Raw genomic sequence first — 21,404 nt, 5'->3', positions numbered from 1 at the left:
TCGGGGGCCGCGGGCGGGAGCGCGTCCGCCCGCGACGGCGGAGGGTCAGGAGCTCGCGACGGCGGGAGCCCGTGACGGTGGGATGGGTCAGGAGCAGGTGGCGCCGGCGGGCTGGGCGGCCGGGCCGTTGGCGGTGAAGCCGACGGCGACCGACGCGCCGGGGGCGAGGTTCCTGGCGTAGTCGGGGCCCTTGGCGGTCCACGTGGCGCCCGACTGGGTCACGACCGCGTTCCAGCCGTTGACCAGCGTCACCCCCGACGGGAACGTCCAGGTGGCGGCCCAGTTGTTGATCGTGCCGGTGCCGGTGTTCTTCACCGTCAGCTCGCCCTGGAAGCCGCCCTGCCAGGAGTTCGTCTGCTTGTACGTCACCGTGCACTGCCCGGGAGGGTTGGGCGTGGGCGTGTCTGAGGGCTGCCCGGTGCCGCCGGTCGGCGGGATCAGGTACGGCTGGAGGATGGCCTGCTTGGCCTGGTTTACGGTGGTCCAGTCGTCGTTGAGGATGCCCCCGGTGTCACCGGAGTTCGGGTTCCACGACCAGTAGGTGAACGACATCCCGTTCACCCCGGTCCCCGTGTACTTCAGGAGCTCCTGCAGCCAGATCTTGTCCACGTTCGCGGCCAGGGTGGTGCCGAACTCGCCGATCATGATCGGCGCGATGTTCTGCTTGTACAGGTAGCCCCAGTACTTGTCCCAGATGGCCGGCAGGTTGGCGGGGTAGTCGGGGGCGTCGAACCAGGTCTGGTGGTAGACCGAGGTCGCGTAGTCGTGGGGCGAGTAGACCAGGCGGTTGGCCACGTTGAGCCGTACCGGATACTGGCCCGCCTTCGACAGGTTGCCGCCCCACCAGCCGCAGTCCTCGTCGTTGGTGGGATCGCCGTCCCACACGTTGGACAGGCCGCCGCTCGGGCAGCTCACGCCCTCCACGAAGATCAGCCAGTTGGGGTTGACCGAAAGGACCGCGTTGCCGGCCCGCTCGGCGGCCAGTCGCCAGTCGCGGGCCTGGTCGCCGCAGCCCCAGCAGGAGCCGGTCGCGTTGGGGTTGGTGCCCTCGGCGTGCGGCTCGTTGTGCAGGTCGGCGCCGATGACGGTGGGGTTGTTGGCGTAGTGCTGGGCCAGCGCCTTCCAGTCGTTGATCCAGGTGCTCTCGGGCGTGGCGGCGACGTACCAGAGCGCGGACTGGCCCGCGGCGGTCGGGCGGTGGCGGTCGAGGATGATCCGCATGCCCTTGCCGCCCGCGTACGTGATGATCTTGTCCAGGATCTGCAGCGGCGACAGGCCGATCAGGTCGGGGTTGACGTAGTCGTTGATGCCGGTGGCCGTGGCGCCGGACTTGAGCGCGTCGTTGGAGTACGGCACGCGGATCGTGTTGTAGCCCAGCGAGGCCATCTTGTCGATGTGGCCCTTCCAGGGAGTGCTCGACCACAGGCCGTGGAAGGTCCGGTTGTCGGTCTCCATGCCGAACCAGTTCAGGCCGGTCAGGCGCACGGTCGCGCCCGTGCTGTCAACGATCTTGTTGCCGCTGGTGTGCAGGTAGCCGGTGCCCGTGCCGGCGGCCGCGCCCGCCGGGGCGGCGGTGGTCACCGCGACAGCGACTGCCGCTCCGGCCACCAGCGTGGCCAGGGCGGCCGTCATCGCCTTGGACAAGTGCATGGGGGTGCCTTTCGGAGAGGGAGAACGCGGCGTCATGCTCGGCCGCCGTCTTCACGCTCGTCAACGCACCGTGGGTTCTATGGCTGTGACCAGGCAGAATGCTTGAAAGTTTCACCGGGCAGGCTAGCGCTCGGGAGCGGGGAACAACCGGCGTACGCCGGCGGCCACCCAGATCGTGCCGATCCCGGCGTACAGGGCCAGCAGCGCGGCGCTCGGCGAGCCGAGGACCACGGACGCGACGATCGCGATCGCGAGCAGCCCCGTCCAGCCGTACAGCACGCGGCGCCCGCGGGCCGAGCCCGTGTGCGTGGCCTCCTGCACCGGGGTGACCAGCGCCATGAGCGCCGCCCCCGCCATGCCGAGCGCGTCCTGGCCGAGCTCGATGCCCAGCGCGAGCACGCCCACCCCGGCGGCCGGCAGCGCGCAGCTCGCGATGGCCACGCGGGCCTCGACTCCCTCGAACAGCAGCTTGGTCGCCTTCGCGCGCGCCAGCCGCAGCACGGTCACCGCCTCGGCCACCCACGCCGCCCAGTGCAGCACCGCGATGAGGACGAACACGGCGATGAGCGGCGGCACCGCGGGCAGCAGGAGGACCATCCGCCAGCCGCCCAGGAACCGGCCGCGCAGGTTCGCCAGGATCCGGTAGAGCGGGTTGCGCTGCTTGAGCGCCATGACGAGGAGGTCCCTGGCCGGGTCGAAGCCGGGGTCGAGCCGGAGCACCTCGCGGAAGGCCGCGGCGGCCGTCTTCGCGTCGCCGGCGGCCAGCGCCGCGTGCCCGTACGCCAGGTGCGCGGTCTCGCTCTCCGGATCGAGCCGTACGGCGTCCGCGGCGGCGGCCCTGGCCTGCTCCGCCTCCCCGAGCTTGACGTGCGCCATGGCCAGGAGGCTCACCAGGTCCGACTCCTGCGGATCGATGGCCAGCCCCCGGCGGGCCGCCTCGACCACCTGGCGGTACTGGCCCAGCCGCAGGTGGGCGCGGGCCAGCAGTTCCCAGGTCGACGCCGACTCGGGGTTGTGCGCCAGCGACGTCTCGGCGGCGGTGACGGCCAGGTCCGGCCGCTGGATGCGGAGGTAGACCTGCCCGGCCATGTAGTGCGGGTACGACTGGTCGGGCGCCAGCCGTACCGCCTCCTGGGCCGCGGACACGGCCTCGGCGGTCCTGCCCTGCTGGACGAGGGCCAGGCCGAGCAGCGAGAACGCGGTGAAGTGCTCGGGCATGACGGCGAGCACGCCGCGCAGCTCCCGCTCCGCGTCGGCCGGGCGGCGCATCTGCAGCAGCGTGCCCGCCCGCTGGATCGACTCGCGAGGGTTCACCGCTTGCCCTTGATCCAGGGCATCAGCTCGTCCCACGCGCCGGACTCGTTGGCGTGCAGCACGTAGTTGCGCGCGGTGGCCAGCCACTCGCGCACAGCGGTGGGTCTGGTGACCTGGGCGACGGCCAGCAGGTCGTGGGTGTTCATCGGGATGGGCCGGCCGGCGCTGATCGACTGCTGGAGCTTGACCTCCACCGCGCGGTCCACCACGCCCTTCAGGTCCGCGCCGACGAAGTGGTCGGTCACCCGCGCCACCGCGTCGAAGTCCATCTCGGCCAGCGGCTTGTCGCGGCAGAGGAGGCGCAGGATGGCCGCGCGCGCCGACGGGTCGGGCGGCGGCACGAACACGAGCTGGTCGAACCGGCCAGGGCGGCGGAACGCCACGTCGATGTACCAGGGAGCGTTCGTGGCGGCCAGCACCAGGACGCCCTCGTTGGCGTCCTGGTCCACGCCGTCGAGCTCGGCCAGGAACTGGTTGACCAGCTGCCGGGTGTGGGCCTGGCGCATGTCGGAGCGGCGCGCGGCCAGCGCGTCCACCTCGTCGAAGAACAGCACGCACGGGCGGTTGCGGCGGGCCAGTTCGAACGTGGCGCGCAGGTTGCGCTCGCTCGACCCGACGTACATGTCGAGGATGTCGGACAGGCCGACGTTGACGAACGACGCGCCGAGCTCGCCGGCCGCGGCTCTGGCCAGGTGGGTCTTGCCCGCTCCGGGCGGGCCGTACATCAGGACGCCGCCGCCGGCGCGCTTGCCGTACGCGGCGAACAGCTCGGGCTGCTGGAGCGGCAGCAGCAGCTTCACCCGCAGCGCCTCCTTGACCTCGTCCATCCCGGCCACGTCGGCGAAGGTGACCTTCGACTTCTCCACCTCCGCGCCGGAGGGCGCGTCCGCCGGGGTCGTCGCGTACGGGGCGGGCGCCGCGGGCACGGACGGGGCGACCGGGGTGGTCAGGCGGGCGGCCAGCTCGGGGTCGGCGACGGACGCGTCACGGGAGACCGCCTCGTGGTAGCGGTAGGCCGCCCGGCCGAAGTCGCCCTCGCCGAGCAGGGCCCTGGCCGCGAGCACGCCCATCCGCGGCGGGTAGCCGGGCGAGGCCAGGAACGGCTCCAGCGCCGAGAGCGCCGCGCCATGGGCGCTCTGCCGGACGAACGCCTCCGCCAGCCCCGCAGAGATGTCCGGGTCCCTGGGCGCGAGCAGGAGCGCGGCGCGGAACTCGGCCTCGGCGTCGGCCAGGTACCCCTTGGTCAGCAGCTGCTCGGCGAGATGCCGACGGAGCGGGAGGTTGTCCGGAGACAGGCGGGCCGCCTCGCGTAGTGCCTGGAGGCCGGCATCGTCGGGCACGTGCCTGGTCCCTTCTGTCGCAGGATTCGGTCGTACTAAAACTACGCAGATTACATCCTGGTAGTGCTGGCTCTACCGCCGGTTCTCGCGACAGCGCCCGTGTGCGCGGGCGCGCTCGCCGCTTGGATCGGTGACATGACGATCACGCACACGCTTCCCGGGCGCTGGGTCGAGGGCGCCGGGCTGGTGCTCGGCCCGTCGCTGCTGCTCGCCGGGGTGCTCATCCGGGCGGGCGAGGGCGACTTCTTCCCCGACCAGCTCGCCGCCTACGCCGCCCACCCGGAGCGGATGGTCCTGTCCTACAGCCTGTACGCCGCCGGCGTCGTGCTCCTGTGGCCCGCGGTGACCTCGCTGGCCCGCCTGATCAGGAGCTCGCACCCCGGCTGGGCGCAATGGGGCGCCACGCTGGTGATCCTCGGCCTTTTCGGACGGGTCTTCCACGCCGGGGTGAGCCACCTGGCCTTCCACCTGGTGGACGCCCTCGGCTTGGCGTCGGCCCAAAAAGCGGTCAGCGAGACCTACGGCGCCTTCCACGTGTTCAAGGCGGTCAACGTCTGCATCATGGCCGGCTGGATCGTGCTCGCCGTCGGCGCCTACCGCGCCAGGGCGCTCGGCGTGATCCGGTGCGTCTGCCTGGCGCTGGCGGCCGGGCTGCCGTTGGGCGTGCTCAAGGGCAGCAGCGACCCGATCTCGCTGGTCGCGCTGGCCGGGCTGGCGGTCGCGTTCGTGCCGCTGGGCGTCGCCGTGCTGCGTGCCGGCCCGGCTCCCCGGTGGTGGGCCGCCGCCCTGGTCGTGGCGCTGATCCCGGCCGCCTTCTTCTTCGGGCTGTCCGGTTGATCAGCTGGTCAGGAGTTTGACGATCGCGACGACGCCGATGCAGACGATCAGGCCGCGCAGGAACGGCGCGGGCAGCCTGCGCCCCAGGCGCGCGCCGAGGAAGCCGCCCACCGTCGAGCCCAGCGCCACCAGCAGCACGGCCTGCCAGTCGACGTCCGCGACGAGGGCGTACAGGACGGCGGCGGTGAAGTTGACCAGCAGGACGAGCACGTTCTTGGCCGCGTTGATGCGCTGCAGCTTCTCGTCCAGCATGATGCCCATCAGCCCGATGACCAGGATGCCCTGGCCCGCGCCGAAGTAGCCGCCGTAGGCGCCGGCGGCGAGCGTGCCCAGCCACAGCCACGGCCCGCCGTGCTCGCGCCCGGGCCGGGCGGCCAGCAGGCTGCTGAGCTTGGGCTGGATGAGGACCAGCGCGCAGGACATCGCGATCAGCACGCTCACGATCACGTTGAAGCTGCTCTCGGGCAGGGTGAGCAGCAGCAGCCCGCCGGCCAGCGAGCCGGCGACGGAGGCCGGGGCCAGCCTGAGCAGCCGCTCCCGCTGTCCCTTCAGCTCGGGCCGGTAGCCCATGACGCCGGTGAGGCCGCCTGGGACCAGGCCGATGTTGTTGGAGACGTTCGCCGTGATGGGCGGCAGGCCGACTGCCAGTAGCGTGGGGAACGTGATCAGCGACCCGTTGCCGACGATGGCGTTGATGCCCCCGCCCGCGACTCCCGCCGCCAGCACCGCGACCATCTCCAGTGGTGTCATGCTCGGAACTCTAGGACACATCTCTCTTACTAAGACAAATCAGTCCAGGATATGGGATCAGATGGAGATCACGACCTTGCCGGCCGCGTGGCCCTCCTCCTGGTAGCCGACGGCCGCCGGGATCTCCGCGAACGGGTAGGTCCGGTCGATCACCGGGTGGATCTCGCCGCCCTCGATCAGCTCGGCCAGCGTCATGAGGTTCTGCTTGGTCTCCGTGCAGGGCACGACCTGCGTCACGACCACCCGCTGGGAAACGAACAGCCCCGCGATGACCGTCGCGAACACGTGGCTCGCGGGCTGGAACCAGCGGCCGGCCGGGCCGCCGACGAGGACGTGGGTCGCCTTGCGGGTCATCACCCGCCGGCAGGCGGAGCCGGAGCGGCTGCCCGAGATGTCCAGCAGCAGGTCGTAGCGCCGCCCGCTCCGGGTGAAGTCCTCCTTGGTGTAGTCGACGACCTCGTCCGCGCCGAGCGACCTGACCAGGCCCACGTTCCTGGAGCTGCACACGCCGGTGACGTGCGCGCCGAACACCTTGGCGAGCTGGACGGCGAACGTGCCCACGCCGCCGGAGGCCCCGTTGATGAGAACGCGCTCCCCGGGCTGGACGCGGCCGTCGTCGCGCAGGGCCAGCAGGGCGGTGCCGGCCGCCATCGGCACCGCCGCCGCCTCCTCGAACGAGACGTTCCTCGGCTTGAGCGCCAGCTCGCTCTCCGGCACGCACACGTACTCGGCGAAGCCGCCCCGCTGGGGCATCGCGTACACCTCGTCGCCGGGCCGGAACCCGGTCACGTCCTTGCCGACCGCCTCCACCTCCCCGGCCACGTCGGCGCCCAGGACGCTGAACCGCGGGGCGCGCAGCCCCGGGCCGCCGCCGCCCATCACGCGCGCGACGTACGGCTCGCCGCGGAGGAAGTGCCAGTCGTAGGGCTGGACGGAGGTGGCGCGCACCCGGACCAGCACCTCGTCGTCGCCGGGAACGGGCTGGTCGATGTCGGTCAGGACGAGGGGTGAGCCGTACGCGGGAAGGACGAACGCTTTCATGGCTTTCTCCTTGTGGGGGACTCGCGACCAGTGTCGCCAGGACCGCCACGCCCGCTCTACGGCCGAAAGTACGACCTCTTCCCTGGCCGATCGGCCCGATCAGAGCTTGACGCGCTTGGTCTCGTACGCCCACATGGCGATCTCGACGCGGTTGCGGACGCCGAGCTTGAGCATGAGGCTCGCGATGTGGCTCTTGACCGTGCTGAGGGAGATGTGCAGCTCGTCGGCGATCTCGTTGTTGGTCCGCCCGCGGGCCACGGTGGCCAGGATCTCCTCCTCCCGGCCGGTCAGCGCCTCGCGGGGCTGCGCCGGCGGCGTGGCGCGCCCGGAGTAGGCGAAGGTCTGCAGCAGCCGGGCCGTGATGTTGGGGGCGATGAGCGCGTCGCCGTCGGCCGCGGCGCGGACGGCCTGGGCGAGCAGGTCCGGGCCGGCGTCCTTGAGCAGGAAGCCGCGGGCGCCGGCCCTGAGGGCGGCGTAGACGTACTCGTCGAGGTCGAAGGTGGTGATGACGACGACGGCGAGCGGATCGGCGACGCCCGGCCCGGCCAGGCGGCGGGTGGCCTCGATGCCGTCGAGGCGGGGCATCCGGATGTCGAACAGGCACACGTCGGGACGCAGCCGCTGCGCCAGCTCGACGGCCCGCCGCCCGTCGCCGGCCTCGCCGACGACCTCGATGCCGGGCTGCGCGTCGAGGATCATCCTGAGCCCGGTGCGGGCGATCTCCTGGTCGTCCGCGACGATCACCTGGATGTCGCGGTCCTGGGCGGTCACGTCGCCGCTCCGGCGCGGGGGAGCACGGCGGTCACGTCGCCGCCCCCGTTCGGGGCAGTACGGCGGTGACGGTCCAGCCGCGGCCGGGGTCGGGGCCGGCCTCGCAGGTGCCGCCGAGCAGGCCGGCGCGCTCGGTCATCCCGATGAGCCCGTAGCCGGGCATCGGGTTCGCGGAGCTCGTCTCGCCGTCGTCGCTGACGCGCAGGCGCACCGACGTGTCGTCGGCGGCGACGCGGATCCGGATGCGGGTGGCGTGCCGGGCGTGCCGCCGGGCGTTGGTGACCGACTCCTGCGCGATGCGGTAGATCGCGGCGTCGACCGCCGGAGGCAGGTCGTCGAGGTCGCCCAGCATCTCCACCTCCACGGACGGGCCGAGGCGGACGCGCCCGGCGAGCTCTTCGAGATCGGTGATCCGCCGGCCGGGCGCCAGCTCCGCCGGCTCGTTGCGGCGCAGGACGCGGACCATGGCGCGCATCTCGGCCAGGGTACGCGACGCCTCCGCCTCGATCACGCGGAGCGCGTCGATGGCGGCCTCCGGCTTCGAGGGCGCCGTGGCCAGGCCCGCCTGCGCCCGGATCGCCATGGCGGAGACGTGGTGGGCGACGATGTCGTGCAGGTCGCGGGCCAGTTGCTCGCGTTCGAGCAGCTTGACCTGGTCGAGCTCGCGCATCCGGGCCCTCGCCCGGAACCGGAACGCCACCCCCAGCGTGACGGCCGAGAAGATGACGGCGAACGCGCCGACCGCGTCGGCCGGGGCGAGGTCGTAGAAGGACGCCGAGACGCCGACGGACAGCAGCATGATCCCGAAGCCGAGCACGATCTCGTGCCCCGACCCCCACCGGTAGAGCGCGTACACGATGATCAGCAGGAACGCCATCGTGTACGTCTCGGCACGATGACCGCCCGTCGCCAGCGGGGCCAGCATCGTGGTGACGAACGGGATCGCGAGCATCAGCAACGGCCGGGTGCGCCGCCAGAGCAGCGTGAACACCAGCCCGACCGTGACGGTCACGGAGACGGCCCGCCACGGCAGGTCGGGGCGGACGACCCCTTCGAGCGCCGCGAGCGGCACGAGCACCCCTACGAGTGCCCAGTCCCGCCAGACGCGTAACGGAGGATCGGGGGGACGGGGCTCGTTCCACAAGGAGCGAAACACGCCTTCATGGTAGTCACCCGAGGACCGCGCCGATCGCGGTCATGATGGGGATGGACAGGCCCGTGGTCAGCAGCACCGCGCTGCGGGCCAGGCGCCGGGCGGTGTCGTAGTTCACCGCGTACACGTAGATGTTCTGCGCCGTCGGCAGGGCGGCGAAGAGGGTGGCGGCCAGGAGCGCGCTGCCGTCGAGGCCGAGGACCAGGCGCGCGGTCAGGTAGGCGACGGCCGGTTGGACGAAGGCCTTGAGCGTGACCGCGAGGAAGATGTCCTTGCCGACGCCGTTCGCCTCGGGGGCCGCGGGGGTGCGCTGGGAGCCGTACAGGCTGAGGCCGTACGCGAGGAGAGCGACGGGCACGGCCGCGCCGCCGAGCAGCTCGACCGGGCGCATGACCAGGACGGGCAGGGAGATCCCGGTGATCGCCAGCACGAGCCCGAGGAGGGAGGCGACCGTGAGGGGGTTGCGGAACGGGAGGAGCAGGGCCGCGCGCACCGAGCGGGCCCCCTTGTCGAGGATGAGGAAGGAGACCGGGGTGAGGACGATCAGCTGGAAGAGCAGGATCGGGGCGACCAGCGCGCCGTCGCCCAGCACGTAGATCGCGATGGGCACGCCGAGGTTGCCGGCGTTCACGTACGACGAGGCCAGCGCGCCGATCGTGGCCTCGCGGCGGTCGCGGCCCCATGCCAGCCGCGCCACCAGCACGTAGACGAGCTGGACGCACGCCACCGCCACCACCTCGGTCAGCAGCACCGGCGAGAAGAGGATGTGGAGATCAGCCCGGGACACGGTGGCGAACATCAGCGCCGGGGTGGCCACGAAGAAGGCCAGGCGCGACAGCACCAGCTCGTCGCTGGCCCGCAGCAGGCCCCCCATCCCGATCAGGTAGCCGATCACGGCAACGGACACCAGGGCGGCGAACGCCGCGACAACCCCCGACACTGACCAACCTCCGAAATGGGACGTTCAGCAGCGTATCGGGATGGTTGACCGGCGAAGCAGCGGGTCTACGCTGGGGCGCATGCGAGTAGCGGTGATTGGCGCCAGCGGTCATATCGGCACGTACCTCATCCCCAGGCTGGTCGAAGGCGGACACGACGTCGTGGCCGTGAGCCGGGGCAAGCGGGAGCCCTACAGCCCGCACGGGGCCTGGCAGCGGGTCACCCAGATCACCGCCGACCGCGACGCGGAGGACGCCGACGGCACGTTCGGGCGGCGGATCGTGGAGCTGGAGGCCGACGTCGTCATCGACCTCATCTGCTTCACGGAGACCAGCGCCCGCGACCTGGCGGCGGCGCTGACCGGAAAGGTCCGGCAGTTCCTGCACTGCGGGACGATCTGGACGCACGGGCCGAGCAGCCGGGTGCCGACGACCGAGGACATGCCCAAGCGGCCGCTCGGCGAGTACGGCAAGCAGAAGGCCGCCATCGAGGCCCACCTCCTCGAACGCGCCCACCGCGACGGCTTCCCCGCCACGATCATCCACCCGGGCCACATCACCGGCCCCGGCTGGGTGCCGGTCAACCCGGCGGGCAACGTCGATCCGGCGGTGTTCCAGACGCTGGCCGACGGCGACGAGCTGGCGCTGCCGAACTTCGGCCTGGAGACCGTCCAGCACGTGCACGCCGACGACGTGGCGCGGCTGTTCGTGGACGCCATGGTCAACCCGTCGGTCTCCGTCGGTGAGAGCTTCCACTCCGTGGCCACCAGCGCCCTGACGCTGCGCGGTTACGCCGAGGCGGTGGCGGGCTGGTTCGGGCAGGAGGCGCGGCTGACGTTCCTGCCGTGGGAGCGGTGGCGGGAGACGGTGCCGGAGCGGGACGCGCAGATCACGCTCGACCACATCTCCTACAGCCCCCACTGCAGCATGGAGAAGGCCGAGCGGCTGCTGGGGCACCGGCCCCGTTACGCGCCGCTCGAGGCCATCTCCGAGGCGGTCGACTGGCTGGTCCGGGCGGGCACCATCACCCGCTGAGGCCGGTGCGGGGCCTCAGCTCGCGCCGATCTCGTACGTACGGGTGACCGCCACGAGGTCGCCGTCCTCCCGGGTCGCCGCCACCACGCCTTTCGGCCTCGGGACGAATCCGGGCACCCGCTGGAGCCCGTCGGTCTCGGCGACGGCGGTCAGCCAGAACCGGTCCGTCCCCGGGACCCGCAGCGAGATCTCCGCTCCCGTGTCAGGCAGGCCGCGGAAGCGGATCTCGCCCGGCCACGTGTTGGACCGGACGCCGGTGACGTCGACGCTCACCGGGGTCAGGCCGTCGGCGGCGGCCGTCGCCGCGGCGATCGGGCGCTCGACCCGCAGCGTGACCGAGCGCGCCGCCCTGCCGGCGGTCACGCGGAGCCGGACCGTGTCGCCGTCGCGGCCGAGCACGGTCACCCGGGGTTCGGCGGCGCCGGCCGCCGCCGGTGCCCGTCCCGTCCAGAGGGAGGTGCCGCGGGCGTAGCCGGGGGGCAGTGGCGTGGTGTCGTGGCCGGACACGTACCTCCTGGTCCAGGCGGGTGGCTCCGCGTCGGCGCTGACCCAGTTGGCGGTCCTGGTGTCGGCGTCCATCACGTACGCGAGGTGTGTGCGCAAGGGGTTGGCCGGGTCGAAGCCGTCCCGGGCCAGGCCGATCGGCACCAGCAGCACCGCGAGCCCGGCGGCGGCGAGCGGGACCAGGGACTGCCTGCGCTCCGGCAGGCACAGCTCGGCGATCGGCAGCACCGTCAGCCCGAACACCGCCAGCACCAGCGCGGGCACCCCGCCGAGCGCGAGGCCCATCCCGTCGAACGCGGTCCTGGCCAGGGCGGGCAGTAGCGCCGCCGCCACGACCGCGCCCAGGGTCACCGCCGTCACCTGGAGCACCGCCACCTGGCGGGCCGCGCCGCGCAGCAGGATCGCGGCCGTCCCGCCGAGCGCGCAGAACAGCGCGGGCAGCGTCAGCACGTACGACATGCCCGGCGCGACCTGGGCGCACAGCAGGCCGAGCGCGGCCGGCCAGGCCAGCGCGCCGACGGCCAGTGCCGCGGGGCCGAGGCGGCGGCGCAGCGGCAGGTACCAGCAGAGCAGCGCCAGCGCGGCCAGGATCACGACGGCCGCCTGGAACACCTGCGGCCGGTGCAGCAGCCCGCCCATCCCGTCATACGCGGGCCGCCAGGCCACCAGCACCTCCCACAACCCCTGCGCCAGGGCCGCCGCGAGCAGCAGCGGCACGACCCCCGACGCGGCGGCGACGGCGAGCCGGGGCAGGCTGAGCAGCCGCCTCCGGCGGGCCAGCACCGCCAGCCCCGCGACCGCCGCCGCCGCGAGCCCGGCCAGGGGCCAGACGAGCGCGTTCGGGTACGTGACCATGGTCCCGAAGATCCGGAAATAGGTGAGGTCGTGGTCCGCGTCCAGCGCTTCGAGGTCGGCGCCGCCGAGCGCGCGGGTCAGCGCCAGCATGTTCGAGCCGTGGTGCTGCAGGCTGCCCCGGTCGAGGTGGGCGAGGGAGTCGTCGGCGGTGTGGTAGCGGGAGGAGCCCTCGATGTAGGCGAAGTTCATGCCGGTGAAGCCGCTCTCGGCCATCGGGGTGAAGTCGGTGTTGTTCGGGAGCAGCCGGTACAGCTCGCCCAGCGTGGAGTCACCGCGCGGGTGCGGCACGGCGTCGGCGAACGTCCCGACCAGCCCGGCGTTGTTCCTGGACGTCTGGAACATCAGCGACGGCCCGCTCACGCCCCGGGCCTCCCAGTTGAGCAGCACCCCTCCCTTGCGGCCCAGCGGGTGCTCCCTGACGAACGCCTCGGCGCCCAGCACGCCGTCCTCCTCGCCGTCCGACATCAGCAGCACGAGGTCGTTGCGGAGCGCGGTGCCCTTGAGCGCCCGTACCGTCTCCAGCATGGCCGCGACGGCGGCGGCGTCGTCGGAGGCGCCCGGGCCCATGGCCGCCGAGTCGTAGTGCGCGGCGATCACCACCGTCCCGGTCGGGTCGCTGCCCTTCGCCGTGGCCACGATGTTGTCCACCTGCCCGAACGACGCCAGCCCGGCCGACGTGTTCGCGCCGATGGCCCGCTGCACCCGCACGTCGAGCCCCGCCGCGCGCAGTTGCCCGGTGAGGTAGTCCCTGGCCCGCTCACCGGCCCGGCTGCCGATCGGGCGCGGCTCGGTGGCGAACCTCTCCAGGTGGCGCAGCGCCCGCTCCGCGCTGAACTCCCCGTCCGGCGCCGAGGCGGGCAGGGGCTGCATGGTGCTGTCCGCCATGGCGGACAGCATGATCACGCCGGCCAGCGCGAGCAGGGCGCACAGCCCCGCCGGCGCCCGGCGGGGGACGTCGAACAACTTTCCCGTCATGGCCAGGAACGCTAGGTACGCGGGCCATGGCGGCGGAATGATGCGCGTGCCCGGATCGACCTGCGGTTTTCCGCAGGTCTACCAGGCCACCTCCAGGGAGCTCATGCCGTACACGATGTGGGAGGAGCGGAAGTCCGCGGCGCCCGCCTCGCGCAGGCCCGGGAAGCGCTGGAGCAGCGCCGGGAAGGCGATCCGCAGCTCCATGCGCGCCAGCGGGGCGCCCAGGCAGTGGTGGATGCCGTGGCCGAAGGCGACGTGCCCGGGAGCGCCGCGGGAGATGTCGAACGTGCTCGCGTCGGGCATGAGGGCGGGGTCGCGGTTCGCGGCGGGCAGGGCGCAGAGGACCAGATCACCGGGCTGGATGGTACGGCCGCTCAGCTCGACCTCCGCCGTCGCGACCTTGGTCGTGCCCGAGTTGACGATGCTCAGCCAGCGCAGCAGCTCCTCCACCGTGGCGTCGATGCGCTCGGGCTCCTTCCTGAGGAGTTCGAGCTGCTCGGGGTGGCGCAGCAGGGCCAGGGTGCCCAGGGCCAGCATGTTGGAGGTGGTCTCGTGGCCCGCGAACAGCAGCAGGCTGCCGATGCCGACGAGCTCGTCCGTGGTCAGGTCGTCGCCGTGCTCGCGTACCAGCATGCCGAGCAGCTCCTCGCCCGGGTCCTGCTGGATGCGCTGGACCAGCGCCTCCATGTACATGCGCGCCTCGAACTGCAGCCCCAGCCGCTCCTCGCCGGGCACCGACAGGTCGAGCATCCTGCTGGTGCGGTGCTGGAAGCCGTCCCGGTCCTCGTACGGGACGCCGAGCAGCTCGCAGATGACCAGCGACGGGATCGGCAGCGAGAACGACGTGACCAGGTCGGCCGGCGAACCGGCGGCCTCCATGGCGTCCAGGTGGTCGTCCACGATGCGCCTGATCCGCGGCTCCAGCCGCTGCATCCGCCGGTTCGTGAACTCGGGGGTCAGCATCTTGCGCAGCCGCGTGTGCTCGGGCGCGTCCACGCCGAGGAGGTTGCCCGCCTGGATCTTGGCTAACTGCTCGGGGGTCATCTCGGGCGCTCCGGGGAGGCGCGCCACCGTCTGCTGGGCGATCCTGAACCGTTCGGCGTCGCCGAGGACCTCGCGGACCTCCGCGTACCTGGTGACGAGCCAGACGTCCAGGCCGAACGGGGTCGTGACGCGCCTGATCCCCTCCTCCTCCCTGAGCGCCGCCAGCTCGGGAGCCGGGTCGAACCCCACCCGCCGCATGTGCAGCGGCATCGTCGAGGACTCGGTCATGCAAACCCCTTGATGATCGTCGTCGGTTGAGGCGTAAACCGTAACAACCCCCCAAGCCGGTCTCCAGTGCGCCCGCGCGGGGGTTGCGGTGGTGCGGGGGAAGGGACAGCATGCCCCTGTGGATGTGCCCGTGTTGGTCGCCGGAGGCGGGCCCGTGGGGCTGGCGGTCGCCGTGGAGCTGGCGTACCAGGGCGTGAGGTGCCTGGTGGTCGAGCCGCGCGAGGAGGTGTCGTGGCTGCGGCCCCGCGCGAAGACGACGTCGGCGCGTTCGATGGAGCTGCTGCGGAGATGGGGCCTGGCGGAGCGGGTGCGGGAGCGCGCCCCGCTGGCCGTCGGGTGGTCGGACCAGGCCGTGTTCGTCAGCAGCCTGCTCGGACGGGAGGTCACCAGGATCGGCGGGTGCTTCGGGCTGGACCTGGTGGGCTCCGAGCTGGCGGCCGAGCCGGGCCAGCAGGTGCCGCAGCCGCTGGTGGAGGAGGTGCTGCGGGAGGCCGTCGGCGACGCGCTGCTGACCGGATGGCAGGTGGCCGGGCTGCGGGAGGACGCCGACGGGGTGTCGGTGCGCATCGCGTCCGCCACGGGCGAGGAGCGTGAGGTACGCGCCCGGTACGTGGTCGGCTGCGACGGCCCGCGCAGCGTGACCAGGGCGGCCATCGGCGCCCGCTACGAGGGCCGCCAGGACGCCAGGCCCAACTTCAACATCGTCTTCCGCGCCCCCGGCCTGGCCGAGCGGATGCCGCACGGCCCCGCCGTGCACTACTGGGTGCTGAACCCGGCCCAGCCCGGCATCGTCGGCCGCCTCGACCTGGAGGACACCTGGTGGTGCATCGCCCAGGGTGTCCCCGCCGCGGGCGCTGATCCGATGCGGCTGGTCCGCAACCTGGCGGGTGCCGACATCGAGGCGGAGATCCTGGCCACCGACCCGTGGACCGCGCGGATGCTGCTGACCGACCGGTACGGGAGCGAGCGCGTGTTCCTGGCGGGCGACGCGGCGCACCAGAATCCGCCGTACGGGGGACACGGGTTCAACACCGGGATCGGGGACGCGGTCAACCTCGGCTGGAAGCTGGCCGCCGTACTGCACGGATGGGCGCCCGCCACGTTACTGGCCAGCTACGAGACCGAGCGCCGCCCGGTGGCCGCCGACACCATCGAGGCCGCCGCCGCGAACATGGCCACCCTCGCCCCCGAACTGGCCGACCCGGCGCTGATGGGGGAGGAGGCCGCGTTCGAGAAGGTGCGGCCCGCCGTGGCGGAGGCGGTGCGCAGGACGAAGGACAGCGAGTTCCACAGCCTGGACCTGGTGCTCGGCTACACGTACGAGGGCTCGCCCATCGTCGCCGAGGGCACCGGGGAGCGGCTGCCGCACCGGTGGCTGGCTCCCGGCGTGTCCGTGTACGACCGGCTGGGCCGGGGCTTCAGCGTGGTCGGGGACCAGAGCGCGCCGGGGGCCGTGGCGCTGGCCGAGCAGGCGCGGGAGCTGGGGGTGCCGCTGCGAGCCGTGGATCTGCCGGGCGTGCCCCTGACGCTGGTCCGCCCCGACCAGCACGTGGCCTGGCGCGGCGAGTACCCCGACGGCGCTCTGAGGCGGGCGCTCGGTCACGGCCCCGCTGTCAACAGCCGCCCTTGAGGAGGGCTCTGCGTACGACGACGCATTGGGGGCCGTTGGCGTAGTTGCCGCTGCCGCCGACGGCGTTGCCGCTGTTCACGGATCCGTTCGTGTTCGAGAAGTTACCGCTGTTCACCTGCCGGCCCATGCTCCGGTAGTTGCCGCTCTTCCAGGAGTTGCCGCTGTCCTTGGGGAGCCCGTGCCCGAGAGCGGGGAGGGCGGGCGATAGTGACAACATCAGCGCGAGCTGTGCCGCCACCATCCCGGTTCGCCGCCTGAAGATGCTCATCGCCGGTCACCGGGAAATGGACTGGGAGCCGTTGGCGTTGTTGCCGCCGTCGATGGTGTTGTTGCTGTTCACGGCGCCGTTCGCATTGTCGAAGTTGCCGCTGTTGATGGGATTTCCCTCATTGTGGTAGTTCCCGCTGTTGGTGGAGTTCCCGCTGTTCTCGGCGCCATTCACGCACTTGGTCGGAGAATTGGGCGACGGTGAGTTGTAGGCGACCAGCCGATTTCCGCAGAAAACTCCGGGAAGCGCTCTGAGCACCGTACCCAGATCCGCGCCGACCAGCTCGGTGAGCAGGGAGCTCCCGTCGGGCGGCGGCGCGGCCGACGCGGCGGTCGGGGCCAGTAGCACACCGCACCCGAACGCGAGGCCCGCAACAATCCGTACGAATGCCCTCAATGCGCTGCCCGCCATTTCTCGCGACATGATCCACTGAAACGTAGCACCGGGGGACGGCTCATCACGGAAAGCCCTCTAAAGGGTCGCGATAACTCGGCGCAAAAAACTACTTCCGAGTCCGGCCCGGCGGCAGGCTGAGCGTGAACACCGTGTTCCCCGGCTCGCTGCGTACCTCGACCCGCCCGTCGTGGGCCGCCGTGACCGCCGACACGATGGCCAGGCCCAGCCCGCTGCCGCCGGCCAGCCGGGAGCGCGACCCGTCGCCCCGCGCGAACCTGCCGAACACGTGGGGGAGCACGTGCCCGGGAATGCCCGGCCCGTCGTCCGCGACCTCGACGCGCACCCGCTCCCCGAGCCGGACCGTCGCGGTGACCGTGGTGCCGGGCGGGGTGTGGGTGCGGGCGTTCGCGAGGAGGTTGGTCACCACCTGGTGCAGGCGGTCGGCGTCCCCCAGGACCAGGGCGGGCTGGTCGGGCAGACTGATCAGCCAGCGGTGGCGGGGCGCGGCCGCGTAGGCGTCGCCGACCGCGTTGACCACGATCGGCGACAGGTCCAGCTCCACCCGTTCCAGCGGGCGGCCCGCGTCCAGCCTGGCCAGCAGCAGCAGGTCCTCCACCAGCGTGGTCATCCGGCCCGCCTCCGAGCGGATGCGGCCGAGCGCGTGCTCCGTCTGAGGTCCGTGCCACTCGCCGCTGCGCCTGGTCAGCTCCGCGTAGCCGACGATGGAGGCCAGTGGCGTGCGCAGCTCGTGGCTGGCGTCGGCGATGAACCGCCGCAGCCTCGTCTCGCTCTCGTGCCGCACCGCGAGCGCGGTCTCGACGTGCCCGAGCATGCGGTTGAGCGCGCCGCCCACCTGCCCGACCTCGGTGTGCGGGTCGGTGTCCACCTCGGTCACGCGGGCCAGGCGCACGACGTCCCCCGTGGCCAGCGGCAGCTCCGACACCCTGGCGGCGGTGGCCGCGAGCCGTCCGAGCGGGCGTACGGCACGGCGTACGAGCAGGGTGCCGGCGGCGGCCGTCAGCGCGACGCCCGCCAGCGTGACGGCGGCCTCCACCACGACGAGCCTGGTCAGCATGGAGTCCACGGCGGTCATGGGCAGCCCGGTGACCAGCACGTCGCCGTCGGGCGTGCGGGCGGAGGCCATCCGGTAGGCGCCCAGCGGACCCAGGTCGACCGTCACGGGCTCGCCGGTGACGGCGGCGAGCGACGGTGGCGCGGGCAGCTCCCGCACGGTGGCGATGCCGGTCAGCACGGCGGCCCGCCGCACCACCCCCTGGCGGATCCGCGCGCCGAACGTGCCCTCGGCCTGACCGGGCGACAGCAGGAACGACACCTCCCGGGCCTGCGGCGGCGGGTCGTCCCGCTGCGCCGCCGCGCTGGTCGAGCGGCGGGCGGCCGAGGTGACCTGGCTGTCGAGCCGGTCGGTGAGGAAGTCGTGGAACAGCAGCGTCGTCGCGGTGGCGATGACGGCGGAGACGGTGGCCAGCAGCGCTATCGAGGAGACCACCAGCTTGGTCTCCAGCGACATCGTCATCCGGCGGGTCGGAGCGTGTAACCCACTCCCCGCACGGTGTGGATCATCGGCTGCCGCTGCGCGTCGATCTTGCGCCGGAGGTAGGAGATGTACAGCTCGACGACGTTGCTCTGGCCGCCGAAGTCGTAGGCCCACACCCGGTCGAGGATCTGCGACTTGCTGAGCACCCGGCCCGGGTTGTGCATGAGGAAGCGCAGCAGCTCGAACTCCGTCGGCGTGAGCCTGATCTCCTTGCCGTCCCGCCGTACCTGGTGGGTCTCCTGGTCCAGCGTGAGGTCCCCGACCACGAGCCCGGCGTCGGCCCGCGCCTGGGCCGCGCCCGAGCGGCGCAGCAGGCCCCGCAGCCTGATGACGACCTCCTCCAGGCTGAACGGCTTCGTGACGTAGTCGTCGGCGCCGGCCCGCAGGCCGACGAGCCGGTCCTGGAGCGAGTCCAGCGCGGTCAGGAACAGGATCGGCACGCCCGGCAGCACCGCGCGCAGCCGGGGAAGGAGCTGGATCCCGTCCACGTCGGGCAGCATGACGTCCAGGACGATCGCGTCCGGACGGAACCCGCGCGCCGCGCGGATGGCCTCGCTGCCGTTGTGCGCACTGCGGACGTCCCAGGACTCCTGGCGCATGACCATGGAAAGGAGCTCGGTCAGCGGAGGCTCGTCGTCCACGACGAGGATGTTGATCGAGCTGCCGTCCGATCGGCGCACGGGCTCGGACCGGGAGTTCGGGCTGGTCGTGTGCATATTCGTGACGATGACCTCCCTCTATGAAGGTTTGATGATGCCTGCTTGTGAATCGCCTGTGAGCTGCTCCCGGGCGATGCGCGGAAGGGCCCGGCGGCGTGCCGGGCCCTTCCTATCCCTTCAAGACGCGATCAGAGCCACGCGAAGCCGTCACCCCCTATTCGGTCAGAAGAGCTTCCCGGACCAGACGTTGGCCGCGGAGGCGTAGACGCCGTAGGTCTCGGCGTCGAAGTACGGCGAGCTGATGTAGTCGACCCGGTCGTTCTCGTCCTGGTCGTAGAACGCGCTGGTCACGCCGTTGAGGTAGCCGAGCCGCTTGGCGCTGCTGTACTTCAGCAGCCACGGCCCGCCGTCGGCGCCGGCGGTCATGGAGCACTTCAGCCCGACGTGCTCCTCGATCTTCTTGGCGGCCGAGCCCACGGTCTTGGCCGTGGTCGTGCCGTAGCACCACTTGGGCGTGACGCCGGTGAACGGCTTGTTGCCGTCGGGCTGCGCGGCCTGCGGGTAGCCGAACACGTAGTGCGCCTTCTTCAGCGGCTGGTTCCAGGAGATGCCCTGGCCGCCGACGTTGTCGCCCAGCCGGCCCGCGTCCGTGGCGTCGATCACGTGGTACGTGTTCGACGACCGGTCGTAGTAGCCGTGGTCGGCCTTCGTGGTGTCGGTGCCCGGCTTGGCCCGGTCGGCCTCGTACTCGGACCTGGTGACGGTCGAGTCCTTGACGGTCACGCCGTTGTAGACCGAGACGAACGCGTAGTCGCGGTCGTAGTCCTCGTACACGCTGTAGTCGTAGTGCACGAACGCCTGCTTGCCGACGTAGACGCCCCACGGGGCCTTGCCCTGGTAGTAGCCGGGCACGAAGACCCAGTTGTCCATGAGCTGCTCGTCGTTGGCGGTGTCGTACACGCAGTGGCCGGCCGTGGCGACCACGTTGGCGTACTTGCCCTGGACGGAGGAGGCCGAGCACCAGCGCTTCTTGCCCGCCGAGTCGACGAAGAAGACCTTGCCGACGGTCTTCGGCAGGTTGACGTTCTTCGACTTGGTGGTGGTCGTGGTGGTGCCGGTCGGGGCGACCGAGCCCGCCTTGGTGTCGGTGGACGGGGTTCCCGTGGAGGTGAGCTTGTCGACGTCGGTGGTGTCCTCCTCGACGTAGGTGGCGGCCTTCAGCGCGGCGCCGTTGTTCTCCAGCCAGTAGGCGGCGATGCCCTTGGCGGTGGTGATGCTGACGCTCTCGGTCGGCTTCACGTGCGGGGCCGCCTGCGCGCCGCCCGCCAGCGAGGCGCCGAGCAGCGCCGTGGCGGCCAGCCCGCCGCCGACGGGGGCGAGGGTGTGCTTGATCTTCAAGGGGGTACTCCTTGCTCGTCGCGGGAACGCCATGAGCGTTCGGTGCGTCTGTGAGGCAGGAAGGTATCCCTCTCAGCTCAGCCCTTATGTCCCCATATGTCCGGATTTAGCTGGCGCACAGCTCGCCGTGATCGTGCCGTGATCTCACGAAGATCGCGTCGCCGCGCCGATTTCCCAAGGCGGCCGCCGAACCTGAGGACGAACCCGGGAAGAATCTGAGAATCGCATAAGAGAAATTATGTGTTGCAGATCACTGACCCCAGGTCGAGGCTGCTACCTGCGCTTATCCAATACATAAGATGAGCACAGGCGTTTCTCAGGTTGGCTCGGCAGGGTGATTGGCGAGGGAAGACCTTCGGGGCTGAATTCAGATGTTCGGCCAGGTCCGTCCCGGATTGGATTCGTATCCAGTGCGCTTCTCCAAGCCTTTCGCCGTGACCCTCGCCAGCGCCGCTCTGCTGACGCTGCCCCTGTCGGGCGCCGCGTTCGCCGACGCCAGGCCGCAGCCGGCGGCCACCGCCAAGGCCCCGCAGCCGACGCACTCGAACCCCGTCACGCCCACCGTGCCCCAGGATCAGCTGGTCAAGGGCCGCGACGACGCTCGCAGGTTCGCGTTGAAGGTCTCCGTCGACCCTGACCGGGTGCGCGCCGGCGACTCGTACGACGTGACGATCGCCGCCAAGGGCCTGCGCTCCGGCACGGCCGTCGTGACCAGCCCGGAGGGCAAGAGCTACCGCGTGACGCTCTCCGACGGCGAGGCCACCAAGACCCTGACCGTGCCGTCGAAGGCCAAGCCCGGCAGCAAGACCGTGACCGTCAAGGTCGGCAACAAGACCGCCACGGCCTCCTTCGACGTGGTGGCCCCCCGCCCGCAGCGCGACGAACGCCACCGCGGCCACGACGGCAAGTAGTAGGTGGGCCGGGGGCCACCCACCCGTTGCCCGCCTGGGTGGTGGGCCCGCTGACACCCGCCCCGGACAAAGGGCTTCGCCGGGGGCGCTTCGCGCAGGGGCTCAGACGCCCCTATTCAGGCGCCTCCGGCGCACCCCCGCGCCTCCGGCGC

19 protein-coding genes are annotated in these 21,404 nt (G+C 71.9%); 4 read left to right on the top strand and 15 right to left on the bottom strand.

Annotated features, from left to right (window positions below; translation table 11 throughout):
* Positions 1 to 87: 87 nt before the first annotated feature.
* The 3 genes from AB0L65_RS15440 to AB0L65_RS15430 form a co-directional block, all read right to left on the bottom strand.
* Positions 88 to 1,650 (bottom strand): cellulase family glycosylhydrolase, encoded by a 1,563-nt coding sequence (locus AB0L65_RS15440; protein ID WP_364245162.1) that lies wholly within the window; start codon positions 1,648 to 1,650, stop codon positions 88 to 90.
* 123 nt (positions 1,651 to 1,773) lie between these two features.
* A complete protein-coding gene (locus tag AB0L65_RS15435) occupies positions 1,774 to 2,964 on the bottom strand; it encodes a tetratricopeptide repeat protein (protein ID WP_364245159.1) in 1,191 nt (396 codons plus the stop codon).
* Positions 2,961 to 4,304, bottom strand: a complete 1,344-nt coding sequence (locus tag AB0L65_RS15430; protein ID WP_364245156.1) for an AAA family ATPase — start codon at positions 4,302 to 4,304, stop codon at positions 2,961 to 2,963. Before AB0L65_RS15430 ends, AB0L65_RS15435 begins: the two co-directional genes overlap by 4 nt.
* Positions 4,305 to 4,439: 135 nt before the next feature.
* Here AB0L65_RS15430 and AB0L65_RS15425 point away from each other — a divergent pair, with 135 nt between their 5' ends.
* A complete protein-coding gene (locus tag AB0L65_RS15425) occupies positions 4,440 to 5,141 on the top strand; it encodes a hypothetical protein (RefSeq protein ID WP_364245153.1) in 702 nt (233 codons plus the stop codon).
* Here the strand turns inward: AB0L65_RS15425 and AB0L65_RS15420 are convergent, their stop codons facing one another.
* The 5 genes from AB0L65_RS15420 to AB0L65_RS15400 form a co-directional block, all read right to left on the bottom strand.
* Positions 5,142 to 5,891, bottom strand: coding sequence for a sulfite exporter TauE/SafE family protein (locus AB0L65_RS15420; protein WP_364245151.1), 750 nt, complete (start codon positions 5,889 to 5,891; stop codon positions 5,142 to 5,144).
* A gap of 57 nt (positions 5,892 to 5,948) precedes the next feature.
* The gene (locus AB0L65_RS15415; protein WP_364245149.1) at positions 5,949 to 6,932 is read right to left on the bottom strand and encodes an NAD(P)-dependent alcohol dehydrogenase; all 984 of its coding nucleotides are present in this window, start codon (positions 6,930 to 6,932) and stop codon (positions 5,949 to 5,951) included.
* Positions 6,933 to 7,031: 99 nt separating this feature from the next.
* Positions 7,032 to 7,703: a response regulator transcription factor gene (locus AB0L65_RS15410; RefSeq protein ID WP_364245146.1), complete on the bottom strand. Its 672-nt coding sequence runs from the start codon at positions 7,701 to 7,703 to the stop codon at positions 7,032 to 7,034.
* A 31-nt stretch (positions 7,704 to 7,734) separates the two neighbouring features.
* Entirely contained in the window at positions 7,735 to 8,859 is a 1,125-nt protein-coding gene (locus tag AB0L65_RS15405; RefSeq protein ID WP_364245143.1) for a sensor histidine kinase, read from the bottom strand.
* A gap of 13 nt (positions 8,860 to 8,872) precedes the next feature.
* Entirely contained in the window at positions 8,873 to 9,796 is a 924-nt protein-coding gene (locus AB0L65_RS15400) for an AEC family transporter (RefSeq protein ID WP_350723511.1), read from the bottom strand.
* 79 nt (positions 9,797 to 9,875) lie between these two features.
* Here AB0L65_RS15400 and AB0L65_RS15395 point away from each other — a divergent pair, with 79 nt between their 5' ends.
* Positions 9,876 to 10,829, top strand: coding sequence for an NAD(P)-dependent oxidoreductase (locus AB0L65_RS15395; protein WP_364245140.1), 954 nt, complete (start codon positions 9,876 to 9,878; stop codon positions 10,827 to 10,829).
* A 15-nt stretch (positions 10,830 to 10,844) separates the two neighbouring features.
* Here the strand turns inward: AB0L65_RS15395 and AB0L65_RS15390 are convergent, their stop codons facing one another.
* Together AB0L65_RS15390 and AB0L65_RS15385 are read right to left on the bottom strand one after the other, a co-directional pair.
* A complete protein-coding gene (locus tag AB0L65_RS15390; protein WP_364245137.1) occupies positions 10,845 to 13,163 on the bottom strand; it encodes a M28 family peptidase in 2,319 nt (772 codons plus the stop codon).
* Positions 13,164 to 13,241: 78 nt separating this feature from the next.
* Positions 13,242 to 14,435, bottom strand: coding sequence for a cytochrome P450 (locus tag AB0L65_RS15385; RefSeq protein WP_364245134.1), 1,194 nt, complete (start codon positions 14,433 to 14,435; stop codon positions 13,242 to 13,244).
* 118 nt (positions 14,436 to 14,553) lie between these two features.
* Between AB0L65_RS15385 and AB0L65_RS15380 the strand changes: the two genes are divergently transcribed.
* Complete coding sequence (locus AB0L65_RS15380; protein WP_364245131.1) at positions 14,554 to 16,065, top strand: FAD-dependent monooxygenase; 1,512 nt, start codon at positions 14,554 to 14,556, stop codon at positions 16,063 to 16,065.
* Here the strand turns inward: AB0L65_RS15380 and AB0L65_RS15375 are convergent.
* From AB0L65_RS15375 to AB0L65_RS15355, 5 genes are all read right to left on the bottom strand, one after another.
* Entirely contained in the window at positions 16,049 to 16,333 is a 285-nt protein-coding gene (locus tag AB0L65_RS15375) for a hypothetical protein (RefSeq protein WP_364245128.1), read from the bottom strand. The two genes, AB0L65_RS15380 and AB0L65_RS15375, sit on opposite strands and share 17 nt — an antisense overlap.
* A gap of 6 nt (positions 16,334 to 16,339) precedes the next feature.
* Entirely contained in the window at positions 16,340 to 16,681 is a 342-nt protein-coding gene (locus AB0L65_RS15370; protein WP_364245125.1) for a hypothetical protein, read from the bottom strand.
* Between the two features lie 154 nt (positions 16,682 to 16,835).
* Positions 16,836 to 18,263 carry a HAMP domain-containing sensor histidine kinase gene (locus AB0L65_RS15365; protein ID WP_364245122.1) on the bottom strand — a complete coding sequence of 476 codons (1,428 nt, stop codon included), beginning with the start codon at positions 18,261 to 18,263 and terminating at the stop codon, positions 16,836 to 16,838.
* Positions 18,260 to 19,000, bottom strand: coding sequence for a response regulator transcription factor (locus tag AB0L65_RS15360; protein WP_364245120.1), 741 nt, complete (start codon positions 18,998 to 19,000; stop codon positions 18,260 to 18,262). The genes AB0L65_RS15365 and AB0L65_RS15360 overlap by 4 nt, the downstream gene beginning before the upstream one ends.
* 165 nt (positions 19,001 to 19,165) lie before the next feature.
* Positions 19,166 to 20,341, bottom strand: a complete 1,176-nt coding sequence (locus AB0L65_RS15355; protein ID WP_364245117.1) for a hypothetical protein — start codon at positions 20,339 to 20,341, stop codon at positions 19,166 to 19,168.
* Positions 20,342 to 20,775: 434 nt separating this feature from the next.
* Here AB0L65_RS15355 and AB0L65_RS15350 point away from each other — a divergent pair, with 434 nt between their 5' ends.
* Positions 20,776 to 21,252 (top strand): hypothetical protein, encoded by a 477-nt coding sequence (locus AB0L65_RS15350; RefSeq protein ID WP_364245114.1) that lies wholly within the window; start codon positions 20,776 to 20,778, stop codon positions 21,250 to 21,252.
* Positions 21,253 to 21,404: the final 152 nt, after the last annotated feature.

Origin of the sequence: Nonomuraea sp. NPDC052116 (assembly GCF_040680035.1) — a bacterium.
GTDB classification, from domain to species: domain Bacteria; phylum Actinomycetota; class Actinomycetes; order Streptosporangiales; family Streptosporangiaceae; genus Nonomuraea; species Nonomuraea angiospora_A.
The sequence above is the reverse complement of the archived record's forward strand: the minus strand, read 5'-3'. Positions and strand labels throughout refer to the sequence as shown.